Annotated in this window: 24 protein-coding genes; 13 read left to right on the forward strand and 11 right to left on the reverse strand. The window is 66.9% G+C overall.

Annotated features, from left to right (window positions below):
* Positions 1 to 17: 17 nt before the first annotated feature.
* The 5 genes from JQ635_RS03410 to JQ635_RS03430 all read right to left on the reverse strand — a co-directional run bounded on the left by JQ635_RS03410 (position 18) and on the right by JQ635_RS03430 (position 5,282).
* On the reverse strand, positions 18 to 1,202 hold the full coding sequence (locus tag JQ635_RS03410) for a serine hydrolase domain-containing protein (protein ID WP_211408432.1): 1,185 nt from the start codon (positions 1,200 to 1,202) through the stop codon (positions 18 to 20).
* Between the two features lie 73 nt (positions 1,203 to 1,275).
* Positions 1,276 to 1,968 carry a GNAT family N-acetyltransferase gene (locus tag JQ635_RS03415; protein ID WP_211408433.1) on the reverse strand — a complete coding sequence of 231 codons (693 nt, stop codon included), beginning with the start codon at positions 1,966 to 1,968 and terminating at the stop codon, positions 1,276 to 1,278.
* A gap of 4 nt (positions 1,969 to 1,972) precedes the next feature.
* Positions 1,973 to 2,320, reverse strand: a complete 348-nt coding sequence (locus tag JQ635_RS03420) for a Lin0512 family protein (RefSeq protein ID WP_018646107.1) — start codon at positions 2,318 to 2,320, stop codon at positions 1,973 to 1,975.
* A 195-nt stretch (positions 2,321 to 2,515) separates the two neighbouring features.
* Entirely contained in the window at positions 2,516 to 4,180 is a 1,665-nt protein-coding gene (locus JQ635_RS03425) for an acetolactate synthase large subunit (RefSeq protein WP_211408434.1), read from the reverse strand.
* 208 nt (positions 4,181 to 4,388) lie between these two features.
* The gene (locus JQ635_RS03430; protein ID WP_211408435.1) at positions 4,389 to 5,282 is read right to left on the reverse strand and encodes a LysR family transcriptional regulator; all 894 of its coding nucleotides are present in this window, start codon (positions 5,280 to 5,282) and stop codon (positions 4,389 to 4,391) included.
* A gap of 104 nt (positions 5,283 to 5,386) precedes the next feature.
* Between JQ635_RS03430 and JQ635_RS03435 the strand changes: the two genes are divergently transcribed.
* Both JQ635_RS03435 and JQ635_RS03440 read left to right on the forward strand, forming a co-directional pair.
* Positions 5,387 to 6,127 (forward strand): SDR family oxidoreductase, encoded by a 741-nt coding sequence (locus tag JQ635_RS03435; RefSeq protein WP_211408436.1) that lies wholly within the window; start codon positions 5,387 to 5,389, stop codon positions 6,125 to 6,127.
* A 28-nt stretch (positions 6,128 to 6,155) separates the two neighbouring features.
* Entirely contained in the window at positions 6,156 to 6,389 is a 234-nt protein-coding gene (locus JQ635_RS03440; RefSeq protein WP_211408437.1) for a tautomerase family protein, read from the forward strand.
* On the opposite strand, the gene JQ635_RS03445 is transcribed toward JQ635_RS03440, so the two are convergent.
* Together JQ635_RS03445 and JQ635_RS03450 are read right to left on the reverse strand one after the other, a co-directional pair.
* Entirely contained in the window at positions 6,370 to 7,014 is a 645-nt protein-coding gene (locus tag JQ635_RS03445) for an O-methyltransferase (protein WP_211408438.1), read from the reverse strand. The two genes, JQ635_RS03440 and JQ635_RS03445, sit on opposite strands and share 20 nt — an antisense overlap.
* Positions 7,015 to 7,036: 22 nt before the next feature.
* Positions 7,037 to 7,672 (reverse strand): PadR family transcriptional regulator, encoded by a 636-nt coding sequence (locus tag JQ635_RS03450; RefSeq protein WP_211408439.1) that lies wholly within the window; start codon positions 7,670 to 7,672, stop codon positions 7,037 to 7,039.
* 153 nt (positions 7,673 to 7,825) lie between these two features.
* On the opposite strand from JQ635_RS03450, the gene JQ635_RS03455 reads away from it, so the two are divergent.
* The 9 genes from JQ635_RS03455 to JQ635_RS03495 all read left to right on the forward strand — a co-directional run bounded on the left by JQ635_RS03455 (position 7,826) and on the right by JQ635_RS03495 (position 18,603).
* Entirely contained in the window at positions 7,826 to 8,509 is a 684-nt protein-coding gene (locus tag JQ635_RS03455) for a GntR family transcriptional regulator (protein WP_246583249.1), read from the forward strand.
* Positions 8,506 to 9,756, forward strand: a complete 1,251-nt coding sequence (locus JQ635_RS03460; RefSeq protein ID WP_211408441.1) for a dicarboxylate/amino acid:cation symporter — start codon at positions 8,506 to 8,508, stop codon at positions 9,754 to 9,756. The genes JQ635_RS03455 and JQ635_RS03460 overlap by 4 nt, the downstream gene beginning before the upstream one ends.
* Entirely contained in the window at positions 9,756 to 10,799 is a 1,044-nt protein-coding gene (locus JQ635_RS03465; RefSeq protein ID WP_211408442.1) for a low specificity L-threonine aldolase, read from the forward strand. Before JQ635_RS03460 ends, JQ635_RS03465 begins: the two co-directional genes overlap by 1 nt.
* Positions 10,800 to 10,843: 44 nt before the next feature.
* Positions 10,844 to 11,206 (forward strand): MmcQ/YjbR family DNA-binding protein, encoded by a 363-nt coding sequence (locus JQ635_RS03470; RefSeq protein ID WP_211408443.1) that lies wholly within the window; start codon positions 10,844 to 10,846, stop codon positions 11,204 to 11,206.
* 98 nt (positions 11,207 to 11,304) lie between these two features.
* On the forward strand, positions 11,305 to 12,693 hold the full coding sequence (locus tag JQ635_RS03475; protein ID WP_211408444.1) for an SWIM zinc finger family protein: 1,389 nt from the start codon (positions 11,305 to 11,307) through the stop codon (positions 12,691 to 12,693).
* Positions 12,686 to 14,116: a DUF5691 domain-containing protein gene (locus JQ635_RS03480; RefSeq protein ID WP_211408445.1), complete on the forward strand. Its 1,431-nt coding sequence runs from the start codon at positions 12,686 to 12,688 to the stop codon at positions 14,114 to 14,116. The genes JQ635_RS03475 and JQ635_RS03480 overlap by 8 nt, the downstream gene beginning before the upstream one ends.
* Entirely contained in the window at positions 14,113 to 15,189 is a 1,077-nt protein-coding gene (locus tag JQ635_RS03485; protein ID WP_211408446.1) for an ATP-binding protein, read from the forward strand. Before JQ635_RS03480 ends, JQ635_RS03485 begins: the two co-directional genes overlap by 4 nt.
* A 10-nt stretch (positions 15,190 to 15,199) precedes the next feature.
* Positions 15,200 to 17,425 (forward strand): DUF5682 family protein, encoded by a 2,226-nt coding sequence (locus tag JQ635_RS03490; RefSeq protein ID WP_211408447.1) that lies wholly within the window; start codon positions 15,200 to 15,202, stop codon positions 17,423 to 17,425.
* Positions 17,422 to 18,603 carry a VWA domain-containing protein gene (locus tag JQ635_RS03495; RefSeq protein WP_211408448.1) on the forward strand — a complete coding sequence of 394 codons (1,182 nt, stop codon included), beginning with the start codon at positions 17,422 to 17,424 and terminating at the stop codon, positions 18,601 to 18,603. The genes JQ635_RS03490 and JQ635_RS03495 overlap by 4 nt, the downstream gene beginning before the upstream one ends.
* A 12-nt stretch (positions 18,604 to 18,615) precedes the next feature.
* Here JQ635_RS03495 and JQ635_RS03500 read toward each other — a convergent pair whose 3' ends face one another.
* Positions 18,616 to 19,359, reverse strand: a complete 744-nt coding sequence (locus JQ635_RS03500; RefSeq protein WP_349631834.1) for a 2-keto-4-pentenoate hydratase — start codon at positions 19,357 to 19,359, stop codon at positions 18,616 to 18,618.
* A 189-nt stretch (positions 19,360 to 19,548) separates the two neighbouring features.
* On the opposite strand from JQ635_RS03500, the gene JQ635_RS03505 reads away from it, so the two are divergent.
* Positions 19,549 to 20,421: a bifunctional helix-turn-helix transcriptional regulator/GNAT family N-acetyltransferase gene (locus JQ635_RS03505; protein ID WP_211408449.1), complete on the forward strand. Its 873-nt coding sequence runs from the start codon at positions 19,549 to 19,551 to the stop codon at positions 20,419 to 20,421.
* Here JQ635_RS03505 and JQ635_RS03510 read toward each other — a convergent pair.
* The gene (locus tag JQ635_RS03510; protein ID WP_211408450.1) at positions 20,418 to 21,143 is read right to left on the reverse strand and encodes an SDR family oxidoreductase; all 726 of its coding nucleotides are present in this window, start codon (positions 21,141 to 21,143) and stop codon (positions 20,418 to 20,420) included. The two genes, JQ635_RS03505 and JQ635_RS03510, sit on opposite strands and share 4 nt — an antisense overlap.
* Positions 21,144 to 21,244: 101 nt before the next feature.
* Here JQ635_RS03510 and JQ635_RS03515 point away from each other — a divergent pair, with 101 nt between their 5' ends.
* Positions 21,245 to 22,135 carry a LysR family transcriptional regulator gene (locus tag JQ635_RS03515; protein ID WP_211408451.1) on the forward strand — a complete coding sequence of 297 codons (891 nt, stop codon included), beginning with the start codon at positions 21,245 to 21,247 and terminating at the stop codon, positions 22,133 to 22,135.
* A 3-nt stretch (positions 22,136 to 22,138) separates the two neighbouring features.
* Here the strand turns inward: JQ635_RS03515 and JQ635_RS03520 are convergent, their stop codons facing one another.
* Both JQ635_RS03520 and JQ635_RS03525 read right to left on the reverse strand, forming a co-directional pair.
* Entirely contained in the window at positions 22,139 to 23,359 is a 1,221-nt protein-coding gene (locus tag JQ635_RS03520) for an MFS transporter (protein WP_211408452.1), read from the reverse strand.
* A gap of 235 nt (positions 23,360 to 23,594) precedes the next feature.
* Positions 23,595 to 23,782 (reverse strand): hypothetical protein (locus JQ635_RS03525; RefSeq protein WP_211408453.1); only part of this gene is annotated, 188 nt, incomplete at its 5' end.

Raw genomic sequence — 23,782 nt, forward strand, 5'->3', positions numbered from 1 at the left:
TGCAATTTTTTTTGCGGTCAGCCTCCGACCGCCTGATAGGCCAGGCGCTTGAATTCGAAGAAGAACGGGTTCCAGAAGCCCATGTAGCGCTGGGCCATCAGGACGCCCGCGGTATTGGCCTCCGGGCAGATCCACCAATGGGTGCCGGCCAGCCCGCCCCACTGGAATTCGCCGGTGGAGTTCGGCGGATCGAACGGCGCCAGCGCGAAGGTGACGGCGCCCCCGAGGCCAAAGCCCTTGCCAGGGATCGGGCCGAGAGTGGCGAAGCGGATGGTCTGGCCTGCGGGCAGCTGGTTGGTCATCATCTGCCGCAGCGTCTCCGGCTTGAGCAGCGCATCCGAGCCGGGCAACAAAGCGCGCACCAGCGCGAGCATGTCAGGCAGGGTCGAGACCAGACCGCCGCCGCCCGAAAGCCGCGGGAACGGACGTCGATAGGCCTGCGGAAACGGGAGATTGTCGGCGCGCGTCAGGCCCGGCTTCATCGGGTCGAGCACGTCGGCGCCATTGTAGAGCGCGACCAACCTGCCCTGCTGCGCCTCGGGGACGTAGAAGCCGGTGTCGGTCATGCCGAGGGGATCGAAGATGCGCGCCTTGAGGAAGGCATCGAGAGCCTGGCCCGAGACGACCTCCACGATCCGGCCGAGCACGTCGGTCGCCACCGAATATTCCCACCCCGCACCGGGATGATAGGACAGCGGCAAGTCGGCGAGCTGGTCGATCATGTCGGAGAGCGGCGTCAGCGGATTGAGCACGCGCGCCTCGTTGTAGCCCTTGAACAGCACCGTGCCGGGATCGAAGATGCCGTAGCTGAGGCCGGAGGTGTGGGTCAGAAGCTGGCGAATCGTAATGGGCCTCCTCGCCGGCTCGACGTCGGCAAGGCTTGCCGCGCCTTGCTTGAGGACCTTGCGGTTGCCGAGTTGCGGCAGGACCTTCTCGACGGCATCATCGAGCCCGATCCGGCCTTCCTCGACGAGCAGCATGATCGCGCAGGTGACGAAGATCTTGGTGTTGGAAAACGCACGGAAGATATGGTCGGGCCGGAGCACCGTCTTCGCCTCGCGGTCGGCGAAGCCCACGCATTGCTGATCGACCACGTCGCGGCCCCGCAGCACCGCCCAGGACGCGCCCGGAATGATCTCCTGATCGACATAGCGCTGCATCGCCGTCCGCACGGCGGAAAAATCTGTCGTTCTGGCGTCCATGTGTTTCCCCCGAATTATGGTTGGGATGGATATAGCGCGAATTCGGCGGATATGAAGGCCCGCCGAAAAACGCTCATCCCTGCTTCATCAGCGCGGTGACGTACAGGCGGCGCCGGATCCGCATGCCCTGCCGCTGATACAGCGCGATCGCGGACGTATTGTTCGAGAACACGTGCAGGAACGGAATTTCGCCCCGCGCCTCGATCCGGCGCGCGACCGCCGCGAGCAGCGCCTGTGCATAGCCGCGCCCACGATAGTCCGGATGCACGCAGACGGCCGTCATCTCGACGAACTTTCCCGGCTTCATCCGCTCACCCGTCATCGCGACCAATTCGCCGCCGGCGCGGATTCCGAGGAATGTGCCGAGCTGGTGCGTTCGGGCAGCGAACGGCCCGGGCTTGGTCAGCTCCGTCAGCGCTATCATCGCAGGCACGTCGGCGGACCCCAGCGTGACGATCTCGGCATCGCGCAGCGGACTGTCGGCGGGCGAGCCGATCATCTGCTCGCCGGTCTCGGCGAGCACCACCTTGAAGCCGGCGGGAACGTCGACCGGCTCCGGCGTGAACAGCGCGGCGACCTGCGTGCCCGAGAGGAGATCGCGAAGCGCCGCAAAGCTTGCCGCGGACATGTCGACCATGTCGGCAAAGGGCGTCATGTCGACGGGATAGCGCAGCGCTTGCGGGCCGCCTTCCGCCAAGTGCTTTTGGCTTGTCGTCAACGCGCTCCAGATCGGGCGATCCAGCAGCGCCACATCGCTGTCGGACACCGGCCTAGTCCTTGTCGAAGCTGACGATGACGGCGGCATTGGCGATGAGGATGGGGTCGTTGGCGACTTCCGTGGCCGAGGGGATCTCCAGCCCGCCCTTGACCGCAGTCACGGTCACGGTGCCGTAAGGCAGCTCCTTGGCGACGGCTTCCTTGTCCACCGCCTCGGGGTTGGGCACGCCGATCGTGACGTCGACGAACATGTCGTTCGCGGTCTTGCCGATCATCCGGAAGAAGCCGAGGCTCGAATGCCGGATGGCATCGGACACCGCGCGCTTCGCCGCCTTGGTGGCGTCCCTGCCGTGAACGTCGACGCCCATGCCCATCTCGGTGACACAACGAACGCGAGTCATTTCATAAGTCCTGTGGTTGGTTGGGTGAGTGAGAGTGTCGGGGATCGGAGGGCGCGAGACAAGTTGTTATCGCAGGGAGGGCTGAGCGTGGGGGCCTGTAGCCCGCATGAGCGAAGCGACATGCGGGAACACTTTACCCGGATATCGCTACGCTCATCCGGGCTACAAAGCTGGATTGCTTCGCTACACTGTTCATCACGCCTTCGATTTCTCATGCGCGCGCAGTTCGTCGACCAGCACGCGCACATTCTCCGAATAGTCGATCGGGATCGACACCAAATGCACGCCGCCCTCCCTGAACGCCGCATCGAGCGTCGGGCCGAAGCTGTCGATGCTTGCGATGCGATGCCCCTTGGCTCCGTACGACTTCGCGTACATCGCAAAATCCGGATTGCCGAAGGTCATGCCATAATCGGCAAAGTGGTCGACGGCCTGCTTCCAGCGGATCATGCCGTAGGCGTTGTCCTCCAGCACCAGCACGACGAGGTTGAGCTTGAGGCGGACCGCCGTCTCCATCTCCTGGCTGTTCATCATGAAGCCGCCGTCGCCGGCGACCGCGAGCACGCGGCGATCGGGATAGAGCATCGCGGCCATCATTGCCGACGGCAGGCCCGCGCCCATGGTTGCGAGCGCGTTGTCGAGCAGCAGCGTGTTGGCGACGCGGGTGCGATAGTTGCGCGCAAACCAGATCTTGTACATGCCATTGTCGAGCGCGACGATGCCGTTCTCCGGGATCATCTGGCGGATGTCGTGCACGATGCGCTGCGGCGTCGGCGGCCAGCGTGCCTCGGTGGCGCGATCGGCAATGTGGCTGAGGATTCCCTCCCTGAGCGGTAGCAGCGCCGCGGCCTGTGGCAACTTGCCCTCGAGGCGGTCGGCGAGCAGCTCCAGGCTCGGGCCGACATCGCCGACGACCTCGGCATCCGGGAAATAGACCTGCTCGACGCTGGCCGAGGTGTAGCTGACGTGAATGACCTTCGGCCCCGACGGCCCCATGATGAAGGGCGGCTTCTCGATCGGATCGTGACCGATCGCCACGATCAGGTCGGCGGCGTCGATGGCATCATGAACATAGTCGCGCTCGGACAGCGCGGCGGTGCCCATATAGAGATTAGTGCCGCCCGGCACGGTGCCCTTGCCCATCTGCGTCGTGAAGAACGGAATGCCGGTGCGCCGCACGAAGCTTGCGATGCCATGCGTCGAGCGCGGCCGGCTCGTTGCCGCGCCCATCATCACCAGCGGATGCTTCGCCGCCAAAATCATCTCGGCGGCGCGGTCGAGCGCGGCACGATGGGCGACCGGTATCTCGATCGGATGGATCGGGATCACGGGGACGGCAGATACCTCATCGCCGGCGATGTCCTCGGGCAGTTCGAGATGCACCGGGCCCGGCCGCTCCTCCATCGCCACGCGAAAGGCGTCGCGCACCACGGTCGGAATGCTGGAGGCGCTGACGATCTGCCGCGACAGCTTTGTCAACGGCTTCATGGTGGCAACCACGTCCACGATCTGGAAACGCGCCTGCCGGCTGCTCATGATCGCCTTCTGGCCGGTGATCAGGATCATCGGCATCGCGCCGAGATGCGCATAGGCAGCGCCCGTAGACAGGTTGAGCGCGCCGGGGCCGAGTGTGGAGAGACACACGCCCGGCTTGCCGGTCAGCCGCCCGTGTGTCGCCGCCATGAAGGCGGCGGCCTGCTCGTGACGGGTCAGGACCAGCTCGATCCTGGAGTTGCGCAGCGATTCGACGAGATCGAGGTTTTCTTCGCCGGGCACGCCAAAAATACGGTCGACGCCTTCGTTCTCCAGGGCCGCGACGAACAGGTCCGATCCCTTCACTTTATGGTCCTGCCCGCTCATGTCGCCTCCCGGTCGTTATGTGTCCCATGCCAGGGAACGATCGCATCGTAGCCGTCCGCGGCCCCGGCACAACTCACAAAGAGGCGTGTGCTCAAAGCAAGGTCTTGTAGCCCGGATGAGCGAAGCGATATCCGGGATTCATCGCGAGCAGCGGCCCCCGGGTATCGCTCCGCTCACCCGGGCTACGATTCCGCAGATCGCCGCGCGCTCACAGTTTCGCTTCCGCAAAAATGCCCGATACCCAATCGAGGAAGACGCGCAGGCGCAGCGCGAGCTGGCGGTTCTGCGGGTAGAGCGCCGAGAGCGGCGTCGGCGACGGCGGATAGTCGGCCAGCACCTCGACCAGCGCGCCGCTGGCGAGATCATCGGCAAAGCGATAGCGCGGCGCTTGCACGAGGCCGAAGCCGAGCCGGGCAAGATCGGCCATGGTGTCGGAATTGTTGACGCGAAGGCGGCTCGGCAGCACGATTTGACGCAGCGCGCCGGCGACGGAAAATTCCAGCGGCAGCACATCGCCGGTGCGCGAGGAGACGAAGGCCACCATCTGATGGCCGTCGAGCGCATCAGGCGTCGCAGGCATGCCGTGCTTGGCAAGATAGGCCGGGCTCGCCACCGTGATCTCGGCGATCGTGCCGAGCCGACGCAGGATCATGCCGCTGTCCTCCGGCTCGCCCGACCGGATCACGCAATCAATGCCTTCGCGCACGAGATCGACCAGGCGGTCGCCCTGCCCGATCTGCAAATCGAGCTCGGGATAGCGCGCGAGGAATTCCGGCAGATGCGGCAGGATGAAGGTGCGGGTCAGCAAGGGATGCGCATCGATGCGGAGCAGACCGCGCGGGCGCGCATCGCGCATCGCGGTTTCGGCTTCCTCGACCTCGGCGAGGATGGCGACGCAGCGGCGGTAATAGTCCTCTCCGTCGAGTGTCGGGGTGACGTGCCGAGTGGTCCGCTCGAGCAAGCGCGTACCCAGGCGCGACTCAAGGCCGCGCAGGACTTCGCTCGCCGTCGAGCGCGGAATGCCAAGGTCGGCCGCCGCGGCCGTAAAGCTCTGCCGCTCCACGAGACGGACGAACAGGCGCATGGCGTCAAAGCGGTCCATGGCGGATTGTTCACCACAGCCGACAAGTGATGGCAAGTCCTGGGCGATTATCCGGCCGCAGCGATCAGGTATCCCTTGGCCCAACAGCATCAAGGAGACCCGTTATGCCCCACCAATCTCAGCGCGCTGCCATCGTGACCGGCGGTTCCCGCGGCATCGGCGCAGCCATCGCCCGCCGGCTGTCGCAGGACGGAATCGCGGTTGCGATCAACTATGCCAGCGGCCGGGACGCTGCCGATGCGCTCGTCGCCGAAATCGAGGCTGCCGGCGGACGCGCCATCGCCGTGCAGGCCGATCTCGCCGATCCGGCAACCCCTGCGCGGTTGTTCGATGCAGCCGAGCACGCCTTCGGCGGCGTCGACATCCTCGTCAACAATGCCGGCGTCATGGAGCTCGGGCCGCTCGCGGCGGTGACCGATGAAGCCTTCGCGCGGCAGATCTCGATCAACCTCGACAGCGTGTTCCGGTCCCTGCGCGAAGCAGCGCGGCGGCTGCGCGACGGCGGCCACATCGTCAGCTTCTCGTCCAGCGTGATCGGCCTCTATCAGCCCGGTTATGGCGTCTACGCCGCGACCAAGGCCGCGGTCGAAGCCATGACCCACATCCTTGCCAAGGAGCTCGGCAGCCGCCGCATCACCGTCAACGCGGTCGCACCGGGGCCGGTCGAGACGCGGCTGTTCCTCGAAGGCAAGAGCGAGCAGCAGGTGCGCGCCATTGCCGCGATGAACCCGTTCGGCCGCCTCGGCCAGCCCGACGACATCGCAGGCGTCGTCGCCTTCCTCACGGGGCGCGACGGCGGCTGGGTCAACGGCCAGATCATCCGCGCCAATGGCGGCGTGATCTGACGCGACGTTTTACAAGGAGAGATTCATCATGCCGTTCGCCAATATCAAGATCCCGCAAGCCGCGCTGTCGCGGGCGCAGAAGGCGGAGATCGTGCATAACCTCACCGCGCTGTTCGTCCACTATTTTGGCGAAGCAGCGCGGCTGCACACGATGGTGCTGATCGAGGAAGTCGGCGACGGCGGCTATGGCCGCGCCGACGAGGTGTTCATCGTTCCCGACGCTTATCGCGCCAGCGATTCCGTCACGCCAGCTTCAGGCTGAGCTCGGTGCCGCCCTTGAGCGGCAGCGTCATCGAGACGAAGCCGTTTTGGGGATCGCGGATGAAGTCGAGATAGTCGGGTTCGGCATTGTCGTTCATGACGTAGCCGCCGACCAACAGCTGCGGCGCGACGATCTCGATCACCTCACGCGCCAGCGAAGGTCCACTCTCGCCCGGCCAGCCGTCGATCAGCACGAAATCGACGGGGCCGCCGAGATCGCGCAGCGTTTTTCGCGCATCGCCCTCGCGGATCTCGGCATAGGCGGCAAGACCCGCCTCCGCGAGATTGCGCCGGGCGGCCTCGACCTTGGCCGGCACGATCTCCGAGCCGATCACGGTGCCGCCGCCATTGTCGCGCAGCGCCGCCGCGAAATAGAGCGTGGACATGCCGACCGAGGTCGCGAACTCGGCGACACGCGTGGCGCGCAGGCCGCGGCAGAGCAGATAGATCAACTCGCCCTGCTCGGGATGGATCGAAAATCCCTGCTCGGCGTAGGCGTGGGGATCGCGGCTGCCAGAGGAGCCGCGCGGCCCGCCGCCGGCCGGCCGCTGCCGCGCGCCTTGCAGGCGCGCGATCACGGCGTTGACGCGGGGATCGGCAATCGGACTGTGGGGCCGAACATTCATATGTTGCCTCCCTTGCAACCCATTACTTGCCGAGGATTTCCGCTGCGGCGCGATCCAGGATCGCGGCGATACGGCGTGCCTCGGCGGAATCGCTGCCGTGCTTGGAGCGCAGCGCGCGCTTGAGGTTGTGGCGTGCGCGATGCAGCTCGTCCGAGGCGCCACCGTCGAGATCGCTGACGCCGGCAAAGGCCTCGCGCACCTCGTCCATGCGGCGTCCGATCCGCGACAACGCTTGCAGGATCGCATCCGCAGTCGAACGGTTCTCGGCAAGATGCGCCTCGCCCTGCGGCGTGATGCTGTAGAGCTTGCGCCCGCCGTCCTGCTGGACGCTGCTGTGGCCGACCTCTTCGAGATAGGTCAGTGCCGGATAGATCACGCCGGGGCTCGGCGTGTAGAAGCCGTCGGAACGCTCCTCGATGATCTTGATCAGCTCGTAGCCATGCGCCGGGTTTTCGGCGAGTAACGCCAGGATCACCAGTTGGAGGTCCTGCGACGACAGTCGCCGCGCGCCCGGAAAGTCATCGCCGCCGCGGCCGAAAAAGCCATGACCGCCGCGGCCGAAGCGATGACGCCCGCCGCCGTGCCGGCCCATGGCGAAGGCGAAGCGGAACGCCTGCTCCTCCCGGTCGTGCCGGCCGTGATATTTGTCTCGAAACATATCTTGCATCTCCATTGTTAGATATATCGTAAGATATGTTTTGAGATGCTGGGCGCAAGGCGCAAGTCCGTGAATTTGTCCCGAGATCCGTTTCACCAGCAAAATCAACAGGTGGTCTTGACATCCATCTGACATACCGCTGGTATGTCAGTTATGCCCGCGACCTCCCTCGACCGCGACCGCGCCTATTCGCTGCTCCGCGACCTCGTCACCTCAGGCGAGTTCGCCCCCGACGAGCCACTGTCCGAACGCAGCCTGTCGAGCCGGCTGGCGCTCGGCCGCACACCGATCCGCGAGGCTCTGAAGGCGCTCGCCAAAGACGGTCTTCTCACCATCCATCCAATGCGCGGCACCTTCGTGCGCCAGATGTCGTTCGACGATCTCCGCGAGATCCACGAATTGCGGCTCGCGCTCGAAGGCATGGCCGCCTATTTGGCCGCGACGCGCGGGCCGACGGAGCCGCTGCGCCAATGCGCCGAGGAGCTGCGCAGCCTTCAGTCGCGCGAGAACCTCGATGTGGAGGAAGCGCAGCAGGTCGGCTGGGCATTCCACGATGAACTGTTTCGCGCCACCGGCAACGGCCGGCTGGCGCAGTCCTACGACAATCTGCGCGCGCAGAGCGGCCTCGCCCTCCAGAAGATGCGGCAATACAGCACTGAGCGCTCGCGCCAGGCCGTCAGCGAGCACCTCGATATCTACGCGGCCATCGAAGCGCACGACCCCGACGCCGCGCAGCAACGCATGTGGCGGCATCTCTCATCCGCCTTCGAGGCGCGTCTCACCGCGCTCGGCGCCATCCGCACGCAATATCCAGGACAAGGAGACCATCACGCATGATCCGGCCGCTGCTCAGATTGCCGCTTGTGGTTCAGATGCTGCTCGGCCTGGTGCTGGGTCTTTGCGTCGGCCTGCTCTGGCCGGATGTCGGCGCGAGCCTGCGGCCGGTCGGCACCGCCTTCGTCGAGGCGGTGAAGATGATCGTCATTCCCGTGGTGTTCGCGGCGGTGACGCTCGGGCTCTACCGCATGGGCAGCGAGCTGAAGGTCCTGGGCCGCGTCGCCGCAATCAGCCTCGGCTATTTCTATCTCGCCACTGTGATCTCGATCCTGATCGGGCTCCTCCTCAACGCCGCGTTCCATCCCGGCGCCGGCGCTCCGCTGGCCGCAACCGGCAAGGTGCCGCAAAACCTTGCCGTGTCGGTCGACTGGATCAAGTTCTTCATGGACATGATCCCCTCCAACATCGTCGCGGCGATGGCCGAGCAGAAGATCCTGCCGACGCTGGTCTTCGCCATCCTGTTCGGCCTCGCGCTGGCCTCCGTCGGCAAGGTCGGCGAGCCCATGGTCGCCGTGCTCGAAGCGGTGATGGCGGCGATGTTCAAGATCACCAAATGGATCACCTCGCTCGCCCCGATCGCCATCTTCGCGGTGATGGCGTGGCTGTTCGCGACGCAAGGGCTCGCCACCGTGGTCGCGCTCGCAAAGCTCGTCGGCGTCATGTATCTCGGCCTCGCCATCATGGTCGCGATCTTCTGGCTGATGCTGCTCGCGATCGGCGAGAAGCCGATTGCCGTCACCAAAGCGGTGATGGAGCCGATGATCCTCGCCTTCTCCACCCGCTCCTCGGAAGTGACCCTGCCGCTGCACATGGAGAAGCTGCGGGCGATGGGCGCGTCCGAGCGCATCGTCTCGGTGGTGCTGCCGCTCGGCTACGCCTTCAACCGCGACGGCGCCATCATGTATTTCGCGCTCGCCGTCACTTTCCTCGCGGAGGCCTATGGCGTGACGCTGACCTGGTCGACGCTGTTCACCATCGTCATGGTCACGACCATCGCGAGCAAGGGCAGCGCCAACGTTCCTTCCGGCGGGCTGGTCGCGATTGCGATGGTGCTGTCGGCGATCGGGCTGCCGATCGAGGCGCTGGCGATCATCGCCGGCGTCGACGCCTTCCTCGACATGGGCCGCACCGCGATCAACGTGTTTGGCAACACGGTTGCGGTGAAGCTGGTCGAAAAGTTTGCCGGCGACGTGGCCGCCGATGAGACGCAGCCGGCGCCAGCCGGCCTGCAGGTGCAGGACGCCTGATGGCGACGCAAGAGAGCAGCAGCGACGGCATCGTCGATCTGCGCAGCGACACCGTTACGCTGCCGACCGAGGCGATGCTGGCACGCGTGCAACGCGCCCCACTCGGCGACGACGGCCGCGAGGGCGATCCGACCGTCCGCGCGCTCGAAGCGCACGGCGCCGCCTTGATCGGCAAAGAGGCCGCGCTGTTCGTGCCGAGCGGCACGATGGGCAATCTGCTGGCGATGCTCGCCCACGCCGAGCGCGGCGCGGACGTCTTTGCCGATAGCGGCGCCCATCTCCTCAACTCCGAGCTCGGCAGCGTGGTGACGATCGCAGGACTCCTGCCCAAACCGATGCCGGGCCGCCGCGGCGCAATGGACGAGATGGCGCTCGCGGACACGATCCGCTCGTCGGAGCGCCCTGGGCTGATCGCGATGGAGACGACGCATAACGGCGCCGGCGGCGCCGTGCTGCCCCTGGCGCACATGATGCGAATTCATGCGCTCGGACAAAGCCACGGAATTCCCGTGCATCTGGACGGCGCGCGCCTGTTCAATGCCGCGGTCGCGCTCGGCGTACCCGCGGCAGCGATTGCCGTGCACGCCGACAGCGTGATGGTCTGCCTGTCCAAAGGACTGAGCGCGCCGGTCGGCAGCCTGCTGTGCGGCTCCAGCGATTTCATCACAAGAGCAAGAGCCTTGCGAAAACTCGTCGGCGGCACCATGCGCCAGTCCGGCGTCGTTGCTGCCGCGGGTCTCGTGGCGCTGGAGACGATGCTCGCGCGTCTCTCCGAGGATCATGCGGCCGCAAAGCGGCTCGCTGCGGCCTTGAGCTGGCTCGACCCGACCCTCGCCGATCCCGACCACGTGCAGACCAACATCCTGCGCATCGATGTCTCCGCAAGCGCGCGCGACGCGGCCGCATGGGCCGAGAGCGTGAAACGGCACGGCATCCTGGTGCAGGCAAGCGGCCCCGCGCAGCTCCGGCTCGTCACCCATCGTCACATCGATGCGGCGGCGGTTGATCGCACAATTGCAGCCTTCGCAGCGGTCGCCCGCTAGCTGGCGACCTTGCAAGCCGCGTTTGGCGTGCTATCGCTCGCGCCATGACTCCGAAAACCTTTGAAGCGCGCTGCCTGCGCCTGCCCGCCGCCACCAAGGTGGTGCAGTGGGAGGGCACGTCCGTGTTCAAGGTCGGCGGCAAGATGTTCGCGCTCGGCGGCGGCTTTGCCGCCGGCACCGGCGGCTACATGTTCAAGGTCTCGGACATGGCCTATGGGATGCTGATCGAGCATGGCCTGGCGCGGCCGGCGCCGTATCTCGCCCGCGCCAAATGGGTGCAGCTCGTCAGCAACAACGCGCTGTCGGACGCCGAGCTCACGGCCTATCTGGTGCAGGCCCATGCGATGATCGTGGCCAAGCTGACGTGCAAGGCCCGCAAGGCGCTGGGGCTCGCCCCGCCGGCATGACCATCCCCGCGTGCAGCACAAGGTGTGCTCGCGGCGACATTGAGCTTTCATGCCTCCCCGATATACTGGCGGCCCTCGATTCGATTTAGGGCATCGGCGTGGCGATTGATCTGAAAGCGGTCGAGCAACTCGCAACCGATCAATCCTCGCTCAAGGCCGCCGCCGGCCTTGCCAAGCCCGCCAAATGGTCCGGTGTCGGCGGAAGCCGCGACGGCGCGCTGATCTGGGGCGAATGCGCGGGTTCCGGCGCCAATCCGTACCGGGTGATGGCCGATCTCCGCGACCTCGGCAACAAGTGCACCTGCCCCTCGCGCAAATTCCCCTGCAAGCACGTGCTCGGCCTGTTGTGGTTGAACGCAGAGGCGATCGTGCCGTTCACCCCCGCGGACACGCCGGCCTGGGTCAGCGACTGGCTCGGCCGACGGCGCGGCACGTCAGCGGCAAAGCCTGCAATCAATGCGCCGCCCGACGGCGAGAAGGATTTGCGTGCCGCGCGCGCCGTCGAACCCGATGTCGTCGAAGACCCGAAGGATGTCGCACGGCGCGAGGCGCAGGCGGCCCGGCGAAACGAGGAAACTGAGCGCGCCATCCTCGATGCGCTGGATGCACTCGAGCAATGGATCGGCGACCAGCTTCGCATGGGATTGTCCGGCTTCATCGACGATGCCACCGCGCGATGCCGTCGGATCGCAGCGCGGCTGGTCGACGGCAAGGCCGCGGTGCTCGCCGGCCGGATCGACGAGCTGCCATCCCGCCTCCTCGCGCTTCCCGCAGGCGACCGGCCGCGCGGCGCCGTGGTCGAGCTCGGCAAGCTGGTTCTGCTCGCACGCGCCTTCCGCGCAACACCGCGCAATACCGAGATCCGCCGCGCCGTCGCGGCATCGGAGACGCGCGAGGCGGTGCTGGCCGACCCGGCCGCGCTGCGGGTCGATGCAGATTGGGAGGTCCTCGCCGAGCAGGTGCAGACGCGTCGCGACGGTCTCGTGTCGCAGACGACATGGCTGCTCAATCTTGCCGCGACCGGTCCGCGCTTCGCGATGCTGCTCGATTTCTTCCCGGCAAGCGCCGGACGGCGTGGATCGGTGTTCACGCCTGGCGAGAGCTTCCACGGCGAGCTCGTCTTCTATCCATCGACGCAGCCGCTCCGCGCCATGCTCGTCCGGCGCGACGCTGCGCAGGACAGGCCGCCCCTGGAATGGCCCGCGCCGGACGAAACACTCTCCGACGCGTTGACGCGGCCGCTGCTCGCCGAGCCATGGGCGATCGACGTTCCGCTGCTGCTGCCGCAGGGGCGCATCGCGCGCGACGCTGCTGGACACACATGGTGGCGATCAGCCGATGGCATCACGACGTTGCCGGTCGCCGCCGACATCAGCGGCATCCTGTGCGGCACCGATCTGACGCGCACCGCGGCGATCTGGTCGGGCAACCGGCTCGCGATCCTCGCCGCGCAAACCCCTTGGGGACGGATCGGCGGTCATGACTGACGCGATCAAGGCCGAGGCGATCTTTGACGCCATGGGCGCGGTGTTGACGCGCTGGACCATGGGATCGGCGGCTGCGCCCGCAGCCTCCCTCTGGCGCGCCGAGCTCGGCGACGATCCGGCCGAGGCCGAGCTGCGGCTGCTTGCCCTCTCGGGCCAGTTCCTCGGTGCCGCCGTGGTGATGGAGCCGGCCGCGGCGCTTCGGGTCCTGCCGGGTATTCCAGCGCTTGCACTGCCGACGGTACAGGAGGCCCTGCGTCCGCTGGTGCGCCGCATTCTCGCGGCAAAGAAGCAGGCGCAAGTCGGGACCGAGCTCGTTCATTTCCTCGCCGAACGCGGCTGCACCACGCATCCGGCCGACTGGATGCCGGCAGCCGATGATGACGATGCGCCCGACATCTACGCGCCATGGCGCGACTGGGCGGCGATTGCAGGCTCCGAGAGCGCGACGCGGCAGCAGGCGAACGATCACCTCACCGCCGACAATTGGGAGGATTTCTGGCCGGCCGCACGCAAGGCTGCACTCGCCGAACTGAGGCGCCGCGATCCTTCCGAAGCGCGCAAAGTGCTCGAGTCCAGGCTCGGTAGCGAAAACGCCGACACGCGTTTGCGCCTGCTCTCGCTGTTGTCGGAACGCCTGTCCGACGACGACATCACCTTCCTCGAAGGCATCGCGACAGACGATCGTGCACCCAAGGTCAAGGCGCTTGCTGCCTCGCTGCTCGCGCGCCTCGGCCGTGGCCCTGCGGCCGGCGAGGACACTGCCGAGCTCGCCGGGTTCTTCTCGGTCAAGACCAAGGGGCTATTGCGCCGCTCGCGCGTGGTCCAGGCTGAACCGCTCAAGACGCCGGCACAGGTGCAACGTCGCAAGGCGCTGTTCGATGGCGCCGACCTCGCCTCGCTCTGCGGCACGCTCGGACTTGCGCCGCAGGAGCTGATCGCCGCCTGGGAGTGGAATCTGGATCACGCCGCCGATATGGCGCTGATCAACCTGATCGTGGCGACCGGGACCGATGCGCACGTCGCGCAAGCGGCCGACGCGATCAACGAGCACGATGCGACCGGTCTCGTCGTGACGCTGGCTCCGCGGCTGACCTCCGCCGACCGCGCAAGACATGCCGAAGCGGCCATGAATGCGCACAATATTCGGTTCGAGCAGGCGCAATTGATCGCGGGACCAGCGGCGCAGTTGGACAATCCGCTGTCCACGCCTGCCGGCAAGACGCTGCTCGCCGCGCTCCAGCGCGAGGATGCAAAGCCTTCCGACCAGGTTGCCGAACTCCACGCGCTGGGCCTCCTCGCCTCGCGCGAGGGAGCACGACAATCATTGCAACGACTGACGGCTGCGGGTCTGCTGCAAGGCGACCCGCGCCTCGACATGCTGCGGCTCAACGCCGCGTTGGACGACAAGGGAGCGAAGCCATGAACGAGAAACTGCGCTTGCCCGCCGAGGAAAGCTATGCCGCGGAGCTGAAGGCGCTGGCAGCGGGCGACGGGCATCGGCCACCGGGCTGGGCGCTCTCGCCGCGGCAGGTGGTGACCTATCTCATGGGTGGCAAGGCGGCCGACGGGACCGTGATCACGCCGAAATATGTCGGCGACAAGCGGCTGATCGAGACCGCGGTTGCGACCCTCGCGACCGATCGCGCCTTGTTGCTGCTGGGCGTGCCCGGCACGGCCAAGTCCTGGGTCTCCGAACATCTTGCCGCGGGCATCACGGGTAATTCGACCCTCGTGATCCAGTGCACGGCAGGGACCGACGAGAACCAGATCCGCTACGGCTGGAACTATGCCCAATTGCTCGCACACGGACCGAGCCGCGACGCGCTGGTCCCCACACCGCTGATGCGCGCGATGGAGAGCGGCAAGCTCTGCCGTTTCGAGGAGCTGACGCGCATGGGCAGCGACGTGCAGGACACGCTGATCACCGTGCTGTCCGAAAAGATGATGCCGATCCCTGAGCTCAACACCGCCGTCTACGCCCAGCGCGGCTTCAACATCATCGCGACCGCCAACAACCGCGACAAGGGCGTCAACGAATTGTCCTCCGCCCTCAAGCGCCGTTTCAACGTCGTCGTGCTGCCGCTGCCCGACAGCGCCGAAGAGGAAGTGGCGATCATCGTCAAGCGCGTCGGCGAGATGGCCGAGAATCTCGACCTGCCCGCACCGAAGAACGTCGCCGACGAGGTCGCGCGTGTGGTCGCGATCTTCCGCGAGCTGCGCTCGGGCTCGACCGAGGACGGCAAGGTCGCGCTGAAGTCGCCCTCGGGCGGGCTGTCGACGGCCGAAGCGATCGCGGTGATGATCGGCGGCATCAGCCAGGCAACCTTCTTCAACGACGGCAAGCTGACGCCGGAAACGCTCGCCAGCAACATGATCGGCGCCGTGGTGAAGGATCCGGTGCAGGATACGGCCGTGCTCGGCGAGTATCTGGAGACCGTGCTGAAGAAGCGGCGCGGCTTCGAAGGCTATTATGCCTCGCTGACCGATCTGATCTGACAGCACGGCGATGGCAGGCGAGGTCTTTCTCTTCGGCATCCGGCACCACGGCCCCGGCTCCGCGCGGCGGCTGGTGGAAGCGCTCGACGCGCTGAAACCGGTCGCGGTGCTGATCGAGGGCCCGGCGGATGCCTCGGACCTGCTGCCGATGCTCGCCGATCCTGACATGGTGACGCCAGTGGCCCTGCTCACCTATGCCGAGGACAACCCGGCGAACGCCAGCTTCTTTCCCTTTGCCGACTACTCGCCGGAATATCAGGCCGCACGCTGGGCGGTGCGTCACGGCGCGGCCTTGCGGTTCATCGACCTGCCGGCATCGGACCGGCTGGGAGCCAGCGATGGCGACATCGCGGAGGAAATTGCGGCAAGGGCTGAGGCCGATCCGGTCAGTCACGATCCGATCGGCGCGCTCGCAACCGCCGCAGGCTATGACGACGGCGAGTCCTGGTGGTCTGACGTCATCGAGGAGAACCCTGCGACGGGTCCGATCTTCGCAGCCGTCGCCGATGCGATGACGGCGTTGCGCGCGGACGAAAAATCGCTGTCGGCGCGCGAGGCCGCGCGCGAAGCGCATATGCGGATCGAGATCGCGAAGGCGGCGAAGGAATGCGACGGCGCCGTCGCGGTCGTGTGCGGCGCCTGGCACGTGCCGGCGCTCGCCGAGCGCCGCAGCCTGGCCGCCGATCGCGAATTGCTGAAAGGCCGGCCCAAGACGAAGATCAAGGCGACATGGGCGCCGTGGACTGCGCCGCGCCTGGCGCGCGCGAGCGGCTATGGTGCGGGCGTGGTGGCGCCGGGATGGTGCGCACATGTCTGGGACATGCGCGAGCGCGATCGCGCAGCCGAGTGGCTCACCAAGGTGACGCGCGTGCTGCGCGATCGCGGCCACTTCGTATCGACCGCCTCGGTGATCGAGGCACAGCGCCTCGGCACGGCACTCGCAGCGCTGCGCGGCCGCCCCGCGCCGGGCTTCGCAGAGCTCCGCGAAGCCGCAATCGCCTGCCTCTGCAATGGCGAGCGCGCCATGTGGGACGATATCTCGGCCGAGCTCCTGATCGGCGCAGGTGTCGGCGCGATCCCGGCAGCGACCCCGCTCGCGCCGCTACTCGAAGATCTCCAGCGGCAGCAGAAGGTGACGCGGCTGAAGCCGGAGGCGCTGGAGCGGCCGCTCACGCTCGATCTGCGCAGCGACAGCGGGCTGATGCGCTCGACGCTGTTGCACCGGCTCAATGCGCTCGACGTGCCCTGGGGGCGTCTGATGGATGCGGGTCGCAGCCGCGGGACGTTTCGCGAGAACTGGCAGTTGCGCTGGGAGCCGGAATTCGCGGTCAGGCTGGTGGAAAACCTGCTCTACGGTTCGACCATCGCGGAAGCCGCAGGCGGCCGCCTGATCGAGGCGATGGGCAAGGAAGCCGAGCTCGGCCCGTTGGCGACGCTGGTGCGCAACGCCATGATCGCCGACCTGTCCCGCGCCACCGAATACGGCATCGCAGCGCTGGAGACCAAGGCGGCGCTGACGAGCGACGGCCAATCGCTCCTCGCAGCGTTGCCGCCGATGGCCGACATCCTGCGCTATGGCGAGGCGCGCGCCGGCACGGTCGAGCATCTGGCGGCCTTGATGCCGCGCATTGTGGTGCAGGCCGCACTGGCCCTGCCCTATGCCGCGCGCAATCTCGATGCGCCGGCGGCGGCCAAGCTGCGCGGTGCGCTCCTCGCGGCCGACGCCGCGATCCAGCTCGCCCAGATCGAGACTGACGTCGTCGCCGGTTGGCGCGATGCGCTGCGGGCGCTGATGAACGACGATCAGGCGACCCGCCTGATCGCCGGCACGGCCGCGCGGCTGCTCTACGAGGCCGAGTTGCTGAGCGCCGATCATGCGGCGGACCTGCTGACGCGAATGCTCTCGCCCGGCACGCCCGTTGCCGAAGCGGCCGGCTTCTTCGAAGGCTTCTTCGAGGGTGCCGGCCAGCGGCTGATCCATGATGCAACGCTCCGCGGTGCCGTCGACGCCTGGCTGATGACGCTGGACGAGGAATCCTTCACCGCCAGCCTGCCGCTGTTCCGCCGCGTCTTCTCGGCGCTGGACCGGACCGAGCGCAGACGATTGATGGACGCGCTGTTCGCGCGGAGCACCGATGCCGCCAAGGGATATCGGCTGATCGCCGGCGCAAGCGATCTCTGGCCCGCGCACCAGGCCCGCGTGCTCGAACTCCTCACAGCGGGAGCTGCACGATGAGCGAGGCCGATGAACGCAGCCGCCGTTGGACGCTCGCCCTCGGCGTCGACGCCGAAGGCGCCGAGAACGGCCCTGCTTTGTCCGCCAGCGATCGCCGCATGTCCGAGGCGCTGACAGCGCTCTACGGCGACGGCGACGAGGCCCCGAAGAAAGGCCGTGGCGGGCTCGGCGGCTCGGCACCGCGCGTCGCAAAATGGCTCGGGGATATCAGGGAGTTCTTCCCCGCGCCGGTGGTCCAGGTGATCCAGAAGGATGCCTTCGAGCGCAAGGGCCTGCGCCAGATGCTTCTCGAGCCCGAATTCCTCGCGACCGTCGAGGCCGATGTCAGCCTGATCGCCGATCTGGTCGCGCTGCGCGGCGTGATGCCGGAGAAGACCAAGGACACCGCCCGCACCGTGATCGCCAAGGTGGTGGCCGAGTTGATGCAGCGGCTCGAGCGGCGCACGGCGGATGCGGTCCGCGGCGCCTTGAACCGGTCGCTGCGCACCAATCGCCCGCGCTTTGCCGACATCGACTGGCCGCGCACCATCAAGGCCAACCTGCGCCATTATCAGGCGGAGCATCGCACGGTCGTGCCCGAACGGCTGATCGGCTTCCTGCGCCAGCAGCGCCGCATCGTCGATCTCGAAGAAGTCATCCTGTGCGTCGACCAGTCGGGATCGATGGCAACCTCGGTCGTCTATGCCTCCATCTTCGCGGCGGTGATGGCTTCGCTGCCGGTGGTCGCGACCAAGCTCGTCTGCTTCGACACTGCGATCGTCGACCTGACCGAGGAGCTCGCCGACCCCGTCGAGGTGCTGTTCGGCGTCCAGCTCGGCGGCGGCACCGACATCAACCGCGCCGTCGCCTATTGCGAGGAGCGCATCGAGCGGCCGGCGAAAGCGCATCTGATCCTGATCACTGATCTCTACGAGGGCGGCGACGCGAATGCGCTGGTCGATCGGCTGGCCCGGCTCGCAACACGCGGCATCAACGTGATCGTGCTGCTGGCGCTGACCGACACCGGCCATCCGTCGTACGACCCGGTGCTCTCGGCAAAGGTCGCAAACCTCGGCATTCCCGTCTTCGCCTGCACACCGGACCAATTTCCGGATCTGATGGCGACGGCGCTGAAGCGCGAGGACGTCGCCGCCTGGGCTGCCGATCAGGACATCAAGCTGATCCGGCCCGAGAGCTAGAGATCGGCGACCTCAGAAGTCGACGGCAACCTCGCCGAAACCCGCAAGGCGCGCACGGGCGCTGGTCCCCGCTTCCGTGAAAACCATGCCGGTGCACGAACCAGTCGTGACGATCTGGCCCGGCGAGAGAGGCACACCGCGATCCGCACAATGGCGAACGAGCCAGCGCAGCAGACGCCAGATGTCGCCTGCGGGATTGCCTCCAACGGTTTGACGGCTGATGTCTTTGCCGATGGAGAGATCCGCCTCGACGCTGCTGAGATCGATGGAAGCCGGGTTGACTGTCGCGGCTGCTCCGATCAGCAGCGCACCGTGGCTCTGCAAATCCGCAAGCTGGGCCAGGGCAACGCTGTTCGTCCAATCCTCAAGGCGCGTCTCGACCACTTCGATCACGGGATAGACGGCGTCAAAGGCACGTGCCAGTTCGCGATCGGGCAATGCGGCGTCGTCGGCCGTAAGCACTCGCCCGACCCGGAGCGCGACTTCCACTTCGACACCGCGCAGGCGGAATTCCGGACCGAGCCGCGCGCCGGAGGCAAGCAGGCCGGACGCCGGCAGCGGCGCACAGACGGGCTCGGCGTCCGGGTTCGACGCGCCGACCTTCCAGCCACCGATCGGGCCGAGCCGGGCCAGCGTGGCATCCTGGATCGCATAGGCGCCGGCACGATCCGACGGGAGAATGTCGCGCCAGTCGACCGCCCGCCCGCTGCCTCTTGCTGCTACCAACCGGTCCGCCGCTTCACTCGCACTGCTCACGATGTTCTCCCGTCATGGGGCCCGGCCTCGGCGGCGGGCGATTCACGGTGAAGGTTTTGCTCGAATTCCGGGCGCAATGCCAGCGCGACGACATTGGCCCCTTCCGGCCGAGCAAGCCGCTGCTGACGGCGGCCAAGCGAGGCGGCCGCTCCAATTGACTGGAAAACGATATCTGACTAAAGTCAGATAATGCTCGATCCCGTCTCCCGCGTCCGCCGCTTCAACCGCGCCGTCACCTCCGCCGTCGGAGCACTCGACACCTCGTTCCTCGGGCGCGGGCGGCCGCTCGGCGCGGCGCGGGTGCTCAACGCGATCGGGCACGGGCGTTCGGACGTCGCCGAGATCCGCGACTATCTCGGGCTCGATTCCGGGCTGATGAGCCGGCTGCTGCGCAGCCTGGAAGACGACGGCCTGATCGAGACCGCCGCGCACGAGGACGATGCCCGCCGGCGTGTCGCGACGTTGACGCGTGCGGGCCGGCGCGAGTTCGCAGCCTATGAGGCGCTGTCGAACGCGCAGGCCGAGGGCTTCCTTGCGCAGCATTCGCAAGCCGAGGCGCTGCTGGCGGCGATGGACCTGATCGCCTCCGCGCTGACGCGCGAACGCGTCACGCTGGACGAGATGGATCCGCGCAGCGAACAGGCACGCTACTGTCTCGGCGAGTACTATGCCGAGCTCGGCCGCCGCTTCAAGCAGGGCTTTGACGTCTCGCTGTCGCGCGATCCTGACGCCAAGGACATGCGCCGCCCACGCGGCACGTTCATTGTCGCGATGTCGGACACGCTGCCGATCGGCTGCGTGGGCTTGAAGGGAACCGATCACGGCTACGCCGAGATCAAGCGGCTCTGGGTCGCCCCCGCCGCGCGCGGGCTGCGGCTCGGCCGACGCCTGATGGACGCGGCTGAGGCCGCAGCGCGCGGGCTCGGCATCACGCTGCTGCGGCTCGACACCAACAGCGCGCTGCCCGAGGCCGCCCGGCTCTACCGCAACACGGGCTGGAGCGAGATTCCACGCTTCAACGACGATCCCTATCCGGACCTGTTCTTCGAGAAGCGGCTCTAGGTCGTCCGCGTCGGACGTACGACGATCTCGTTGACGTCGACATCATCGGGCTGCGCGATGGCGAAGCGCACGGCCCGCGCGATCGCGTCGGGCTGAAGCGCGATGGCGCGATAGGTCTTCATCGCCGTTGCGGCCACGGGGTCGGTGATGGTATCGGCGAGCTCGCTTTCGACCACGCCGGGATGGATGCAGGTGACACGGATGTTGTCGTGCTCCTGGCGCAGGCCGTCGGAGATCGCCCGCACCGCATATTTCGTCGCGCAGTAGACCGCCGCTGTCGGCGACACGCTCAGGGCGCCGATCGAGGCGATGTTGATGATGTGACCCGATCCGCGCGCCACCATTTCCGACAGCACCGCTGCGATGCCGTAGAGCACGCCCTTGATGTTGACGTCGACCATCCGGTCCCACTCCTCGACCTTGAGCGAGGCCATGAGCGACAGCGGCATCACGCCGGCATTGTTGACGATGACGTCGACCCGGCCCCAGACGCCGCGCGCAGCATCCGCAAAGGCCGCAACGCTGGCGCGGTCGGTGACGTCGAGCGGATGGGCGAGCGCGGTTCCACCTCGCCCGTTCAGCTCGGCTGCGAGCTCCTTCAGACGATCGGCGCGCCGCGCGCCTAACAAGACCTTGGCGCCGGCCGCGGCCAGCTCGCGCGCGAGACTAGCACCGATGCCGCTGGAGGCGCCGGTGATGAGAATGACTTTATCGATTGCCATGAGACTTCCCGTTCTTTCGGAGTGATTGCGGGAAGATGGACCGGCGCCTTCGCTGTGATAAGACGATCATATCTAACCACGCTGGCAAGCTGCGCTAACCGATGGAAGCCGACCTCAACGCCCTCGCCGTCTTTGCACTGGTCGCCGAAGAGCGGAATTTTCGTGCCGCCGCGGACCGTCTCGGCGTGACCCGCTCGGCCGTGAGCCAGACCATCCGGCGACTGGAGGAAACGCTCGGCATCGCACTGATCCAGCGCACGACGCGCAGCGTCAGCCTGACCGAGGCCGGCGAGCGGCTGCATGCGGAGATCGCCCCTGCCATCGCGGACATGCGCGCCGCGCTCGGCAACACCGAGGCATTGCGCGGACGGCCGCGCGGCGTGTTGCGGCTCGCGGTGTCCTCGATCGCCGAGCATTTCCTGTCCGGTCCGTTTCTTGCCGCCTTTGCCGACGCCAATCCGGAAGTGCAGCTCGACATCACCGTGACCGACGCGGAGTTCGACATCGTCGCGGCCGGCTACGATGCCGGCGTCCGGCTCGGCGAGGTCATCGAGCAGGACATGATCGCACTGCCGATCGCCGGCGACGAACGCCAGCTCGCGGTCTGCGCGCCGTCGTTTCGCCATCGGTTCGGCGTGCCCTCGCACCCGTCAGAGCTCGCATCGTTTCGCTGCATCGGCTGGCGTCCGGCGCCGAACGTCACGCCCTACCGCTGGGAGTTTGCCGAAGGCGGCAAGGATTTCAGCGTCGCGGTGGCGCCCGAGATCACGACCAACGACATGGCGCTGATGATCAAGCTTGCGGTTGCCGGCGCCGGCATCACCTTCGGCATGGAGGCGAGCTTCCGGCCTGCGATCGCGCGCGGCGAGCTGGTGCCGATCCTGGAGGACTATTGCCCCTCCTTCTCCGGCTTCTATCTCTACTATCCGAGCCGCCGCAACGTCGCGCCAAAACTGCGCGCGCTGATCGACCACGTGCGGCGACGCGGCTAGGCGCTACGCCGCCGCGGGCGCCACCTCCCCTTGCGGCTTGGCGAAGGGACGGAACGTCATCGCCATCAGGAAGGCACCCAGGCCCATCGCCCAGGAGGCGATGTAGAGCCAGGCGTAGCTGGAGAACGCGTCATAGATCAGGCCGCCGGCGAGCGGGCCCGTCGCCATGCCGAGGCTGCCGGCCATCGCGGTGCCGCCGATCACCGTGCCCATCATCCGCAGCGGAAAGTTCTCGCGGATCAGCACGGCATAAAGCGGCATGGTGCCGGCATAGATGAAGCCGAAGATGGCGCCGACCGCGTAGAAGGTCGCGAGCTGATGGGCGAAGACGTAGGCCAGCGCGCCGAACGCCTGCAACAGAAGGCCCGAGACCAGCACGCGCTTGGCACCGAAGCGGTCGCCCATCAGGCCGAAGGCGATGCGTCCGCCGAGGCCGGCAAACCCCTCGATGCTATAGATTGTCACCGCCGCGACCAGCGGGATGCCACAGCTCACGGCATAGCTGACGGTGTGGATGATCGGGCCGGAATGGGTGGCGCAGCAGAAGAAGTTGGTGGCAAGCAGAATGAAGAATTGCGGCGAGCGCAGCGCTTCGCCCATCGACATCTCGCTCTGCGCAGTTCCCTGGTCCGCAGGTGCGGCCGCGGTCTGTGCCAGCGCCGGCGGACGGCGCACCAGCAAGGAGACCGGGATCATGATGGCGGCAACCACCAGCGCGATGATCTGCATCGAGGTCCGCCAGTCGTGGCCGGAGACGAGCCAGGCCGCCAGCGGCGACATCGTCATCGGCGCCATGCCCATGCCGGCCGAGACCAGCGACACCGCGAGGCTGCGATTGGTGTCGAACCAGCCGGTGACGGTCGCCATCATCGGCGCGAAGATCGCCGCGCAGGACGCACCGACCAGAAGGCCGAACACGAACTGGAACACGATCAGCGAGGTCGCATGGCTCGCGGCGAACAGGCTCAGCGCCAGCACGGTCGATCCGGTCAGCACCACCGGCAGCGGCCCGAACCTGTCCGTCGCCGTGCCCCAGGCCATGCTGGTGAAGGCCATCGCCAGGAAGCCGATCGTCATCGCGCTGGAGATGCCGGTCACCGACCAGCCGGTGTCCTTCGCGATCGGCTGCAGGAACACCGGCAACGAAAACATGCCGCCGATTGCGACGCAGCCGAGCAGGCCACCGGCGGCGACGATCACCCAGCGATAGTGGGAACGAAGCATCTTTTGGTCTCCCGTCAGGTCTGTCTGGGTGGAAGACGAATGGGAACCACGCGCGCCGACATCGGCGTCTCACTTTTTGCCGCACGCAATTGTGACCCGCCAGCAAAAAGTGCGAAAACAACCCCATGCACAGTAGCCGGCCGCTGTGGGATCAATGACTTATGAGGCCTGCGACTTGCGTTGGCGGGAAACGGTTGCTCCGTCGAGGCTGGGCAAGAATTGGTGGTTTGGTTGCTCAGGCTGGAACGAACCGGCCGATTGCGAGGCGCGGCCGGATATTTGTCCAGAGTGCGTCTGGAGCGGCCTGGATGCGCTGCAGGAGGGCTGTGAGGATAGGTCGGCAAACAGCAAGCGTCTTTGCGAGCGCGGCCAGAAACCCGTCGAATCCAAGGATGTTGAGCGCACGGGTAAAGTTGTAGCAGA

Origin of the sequence: Bradyrhizobium iriomotense, from assembly GCF_018130765.1 — a bacterium.
GTDB lineage: Bacteria > Pseudomonadota > Alphaproteobacteria > Rhizobiales > Xanthobacteraceae > Bradyrhizobium > Bradyrhizobium iriomotense_A.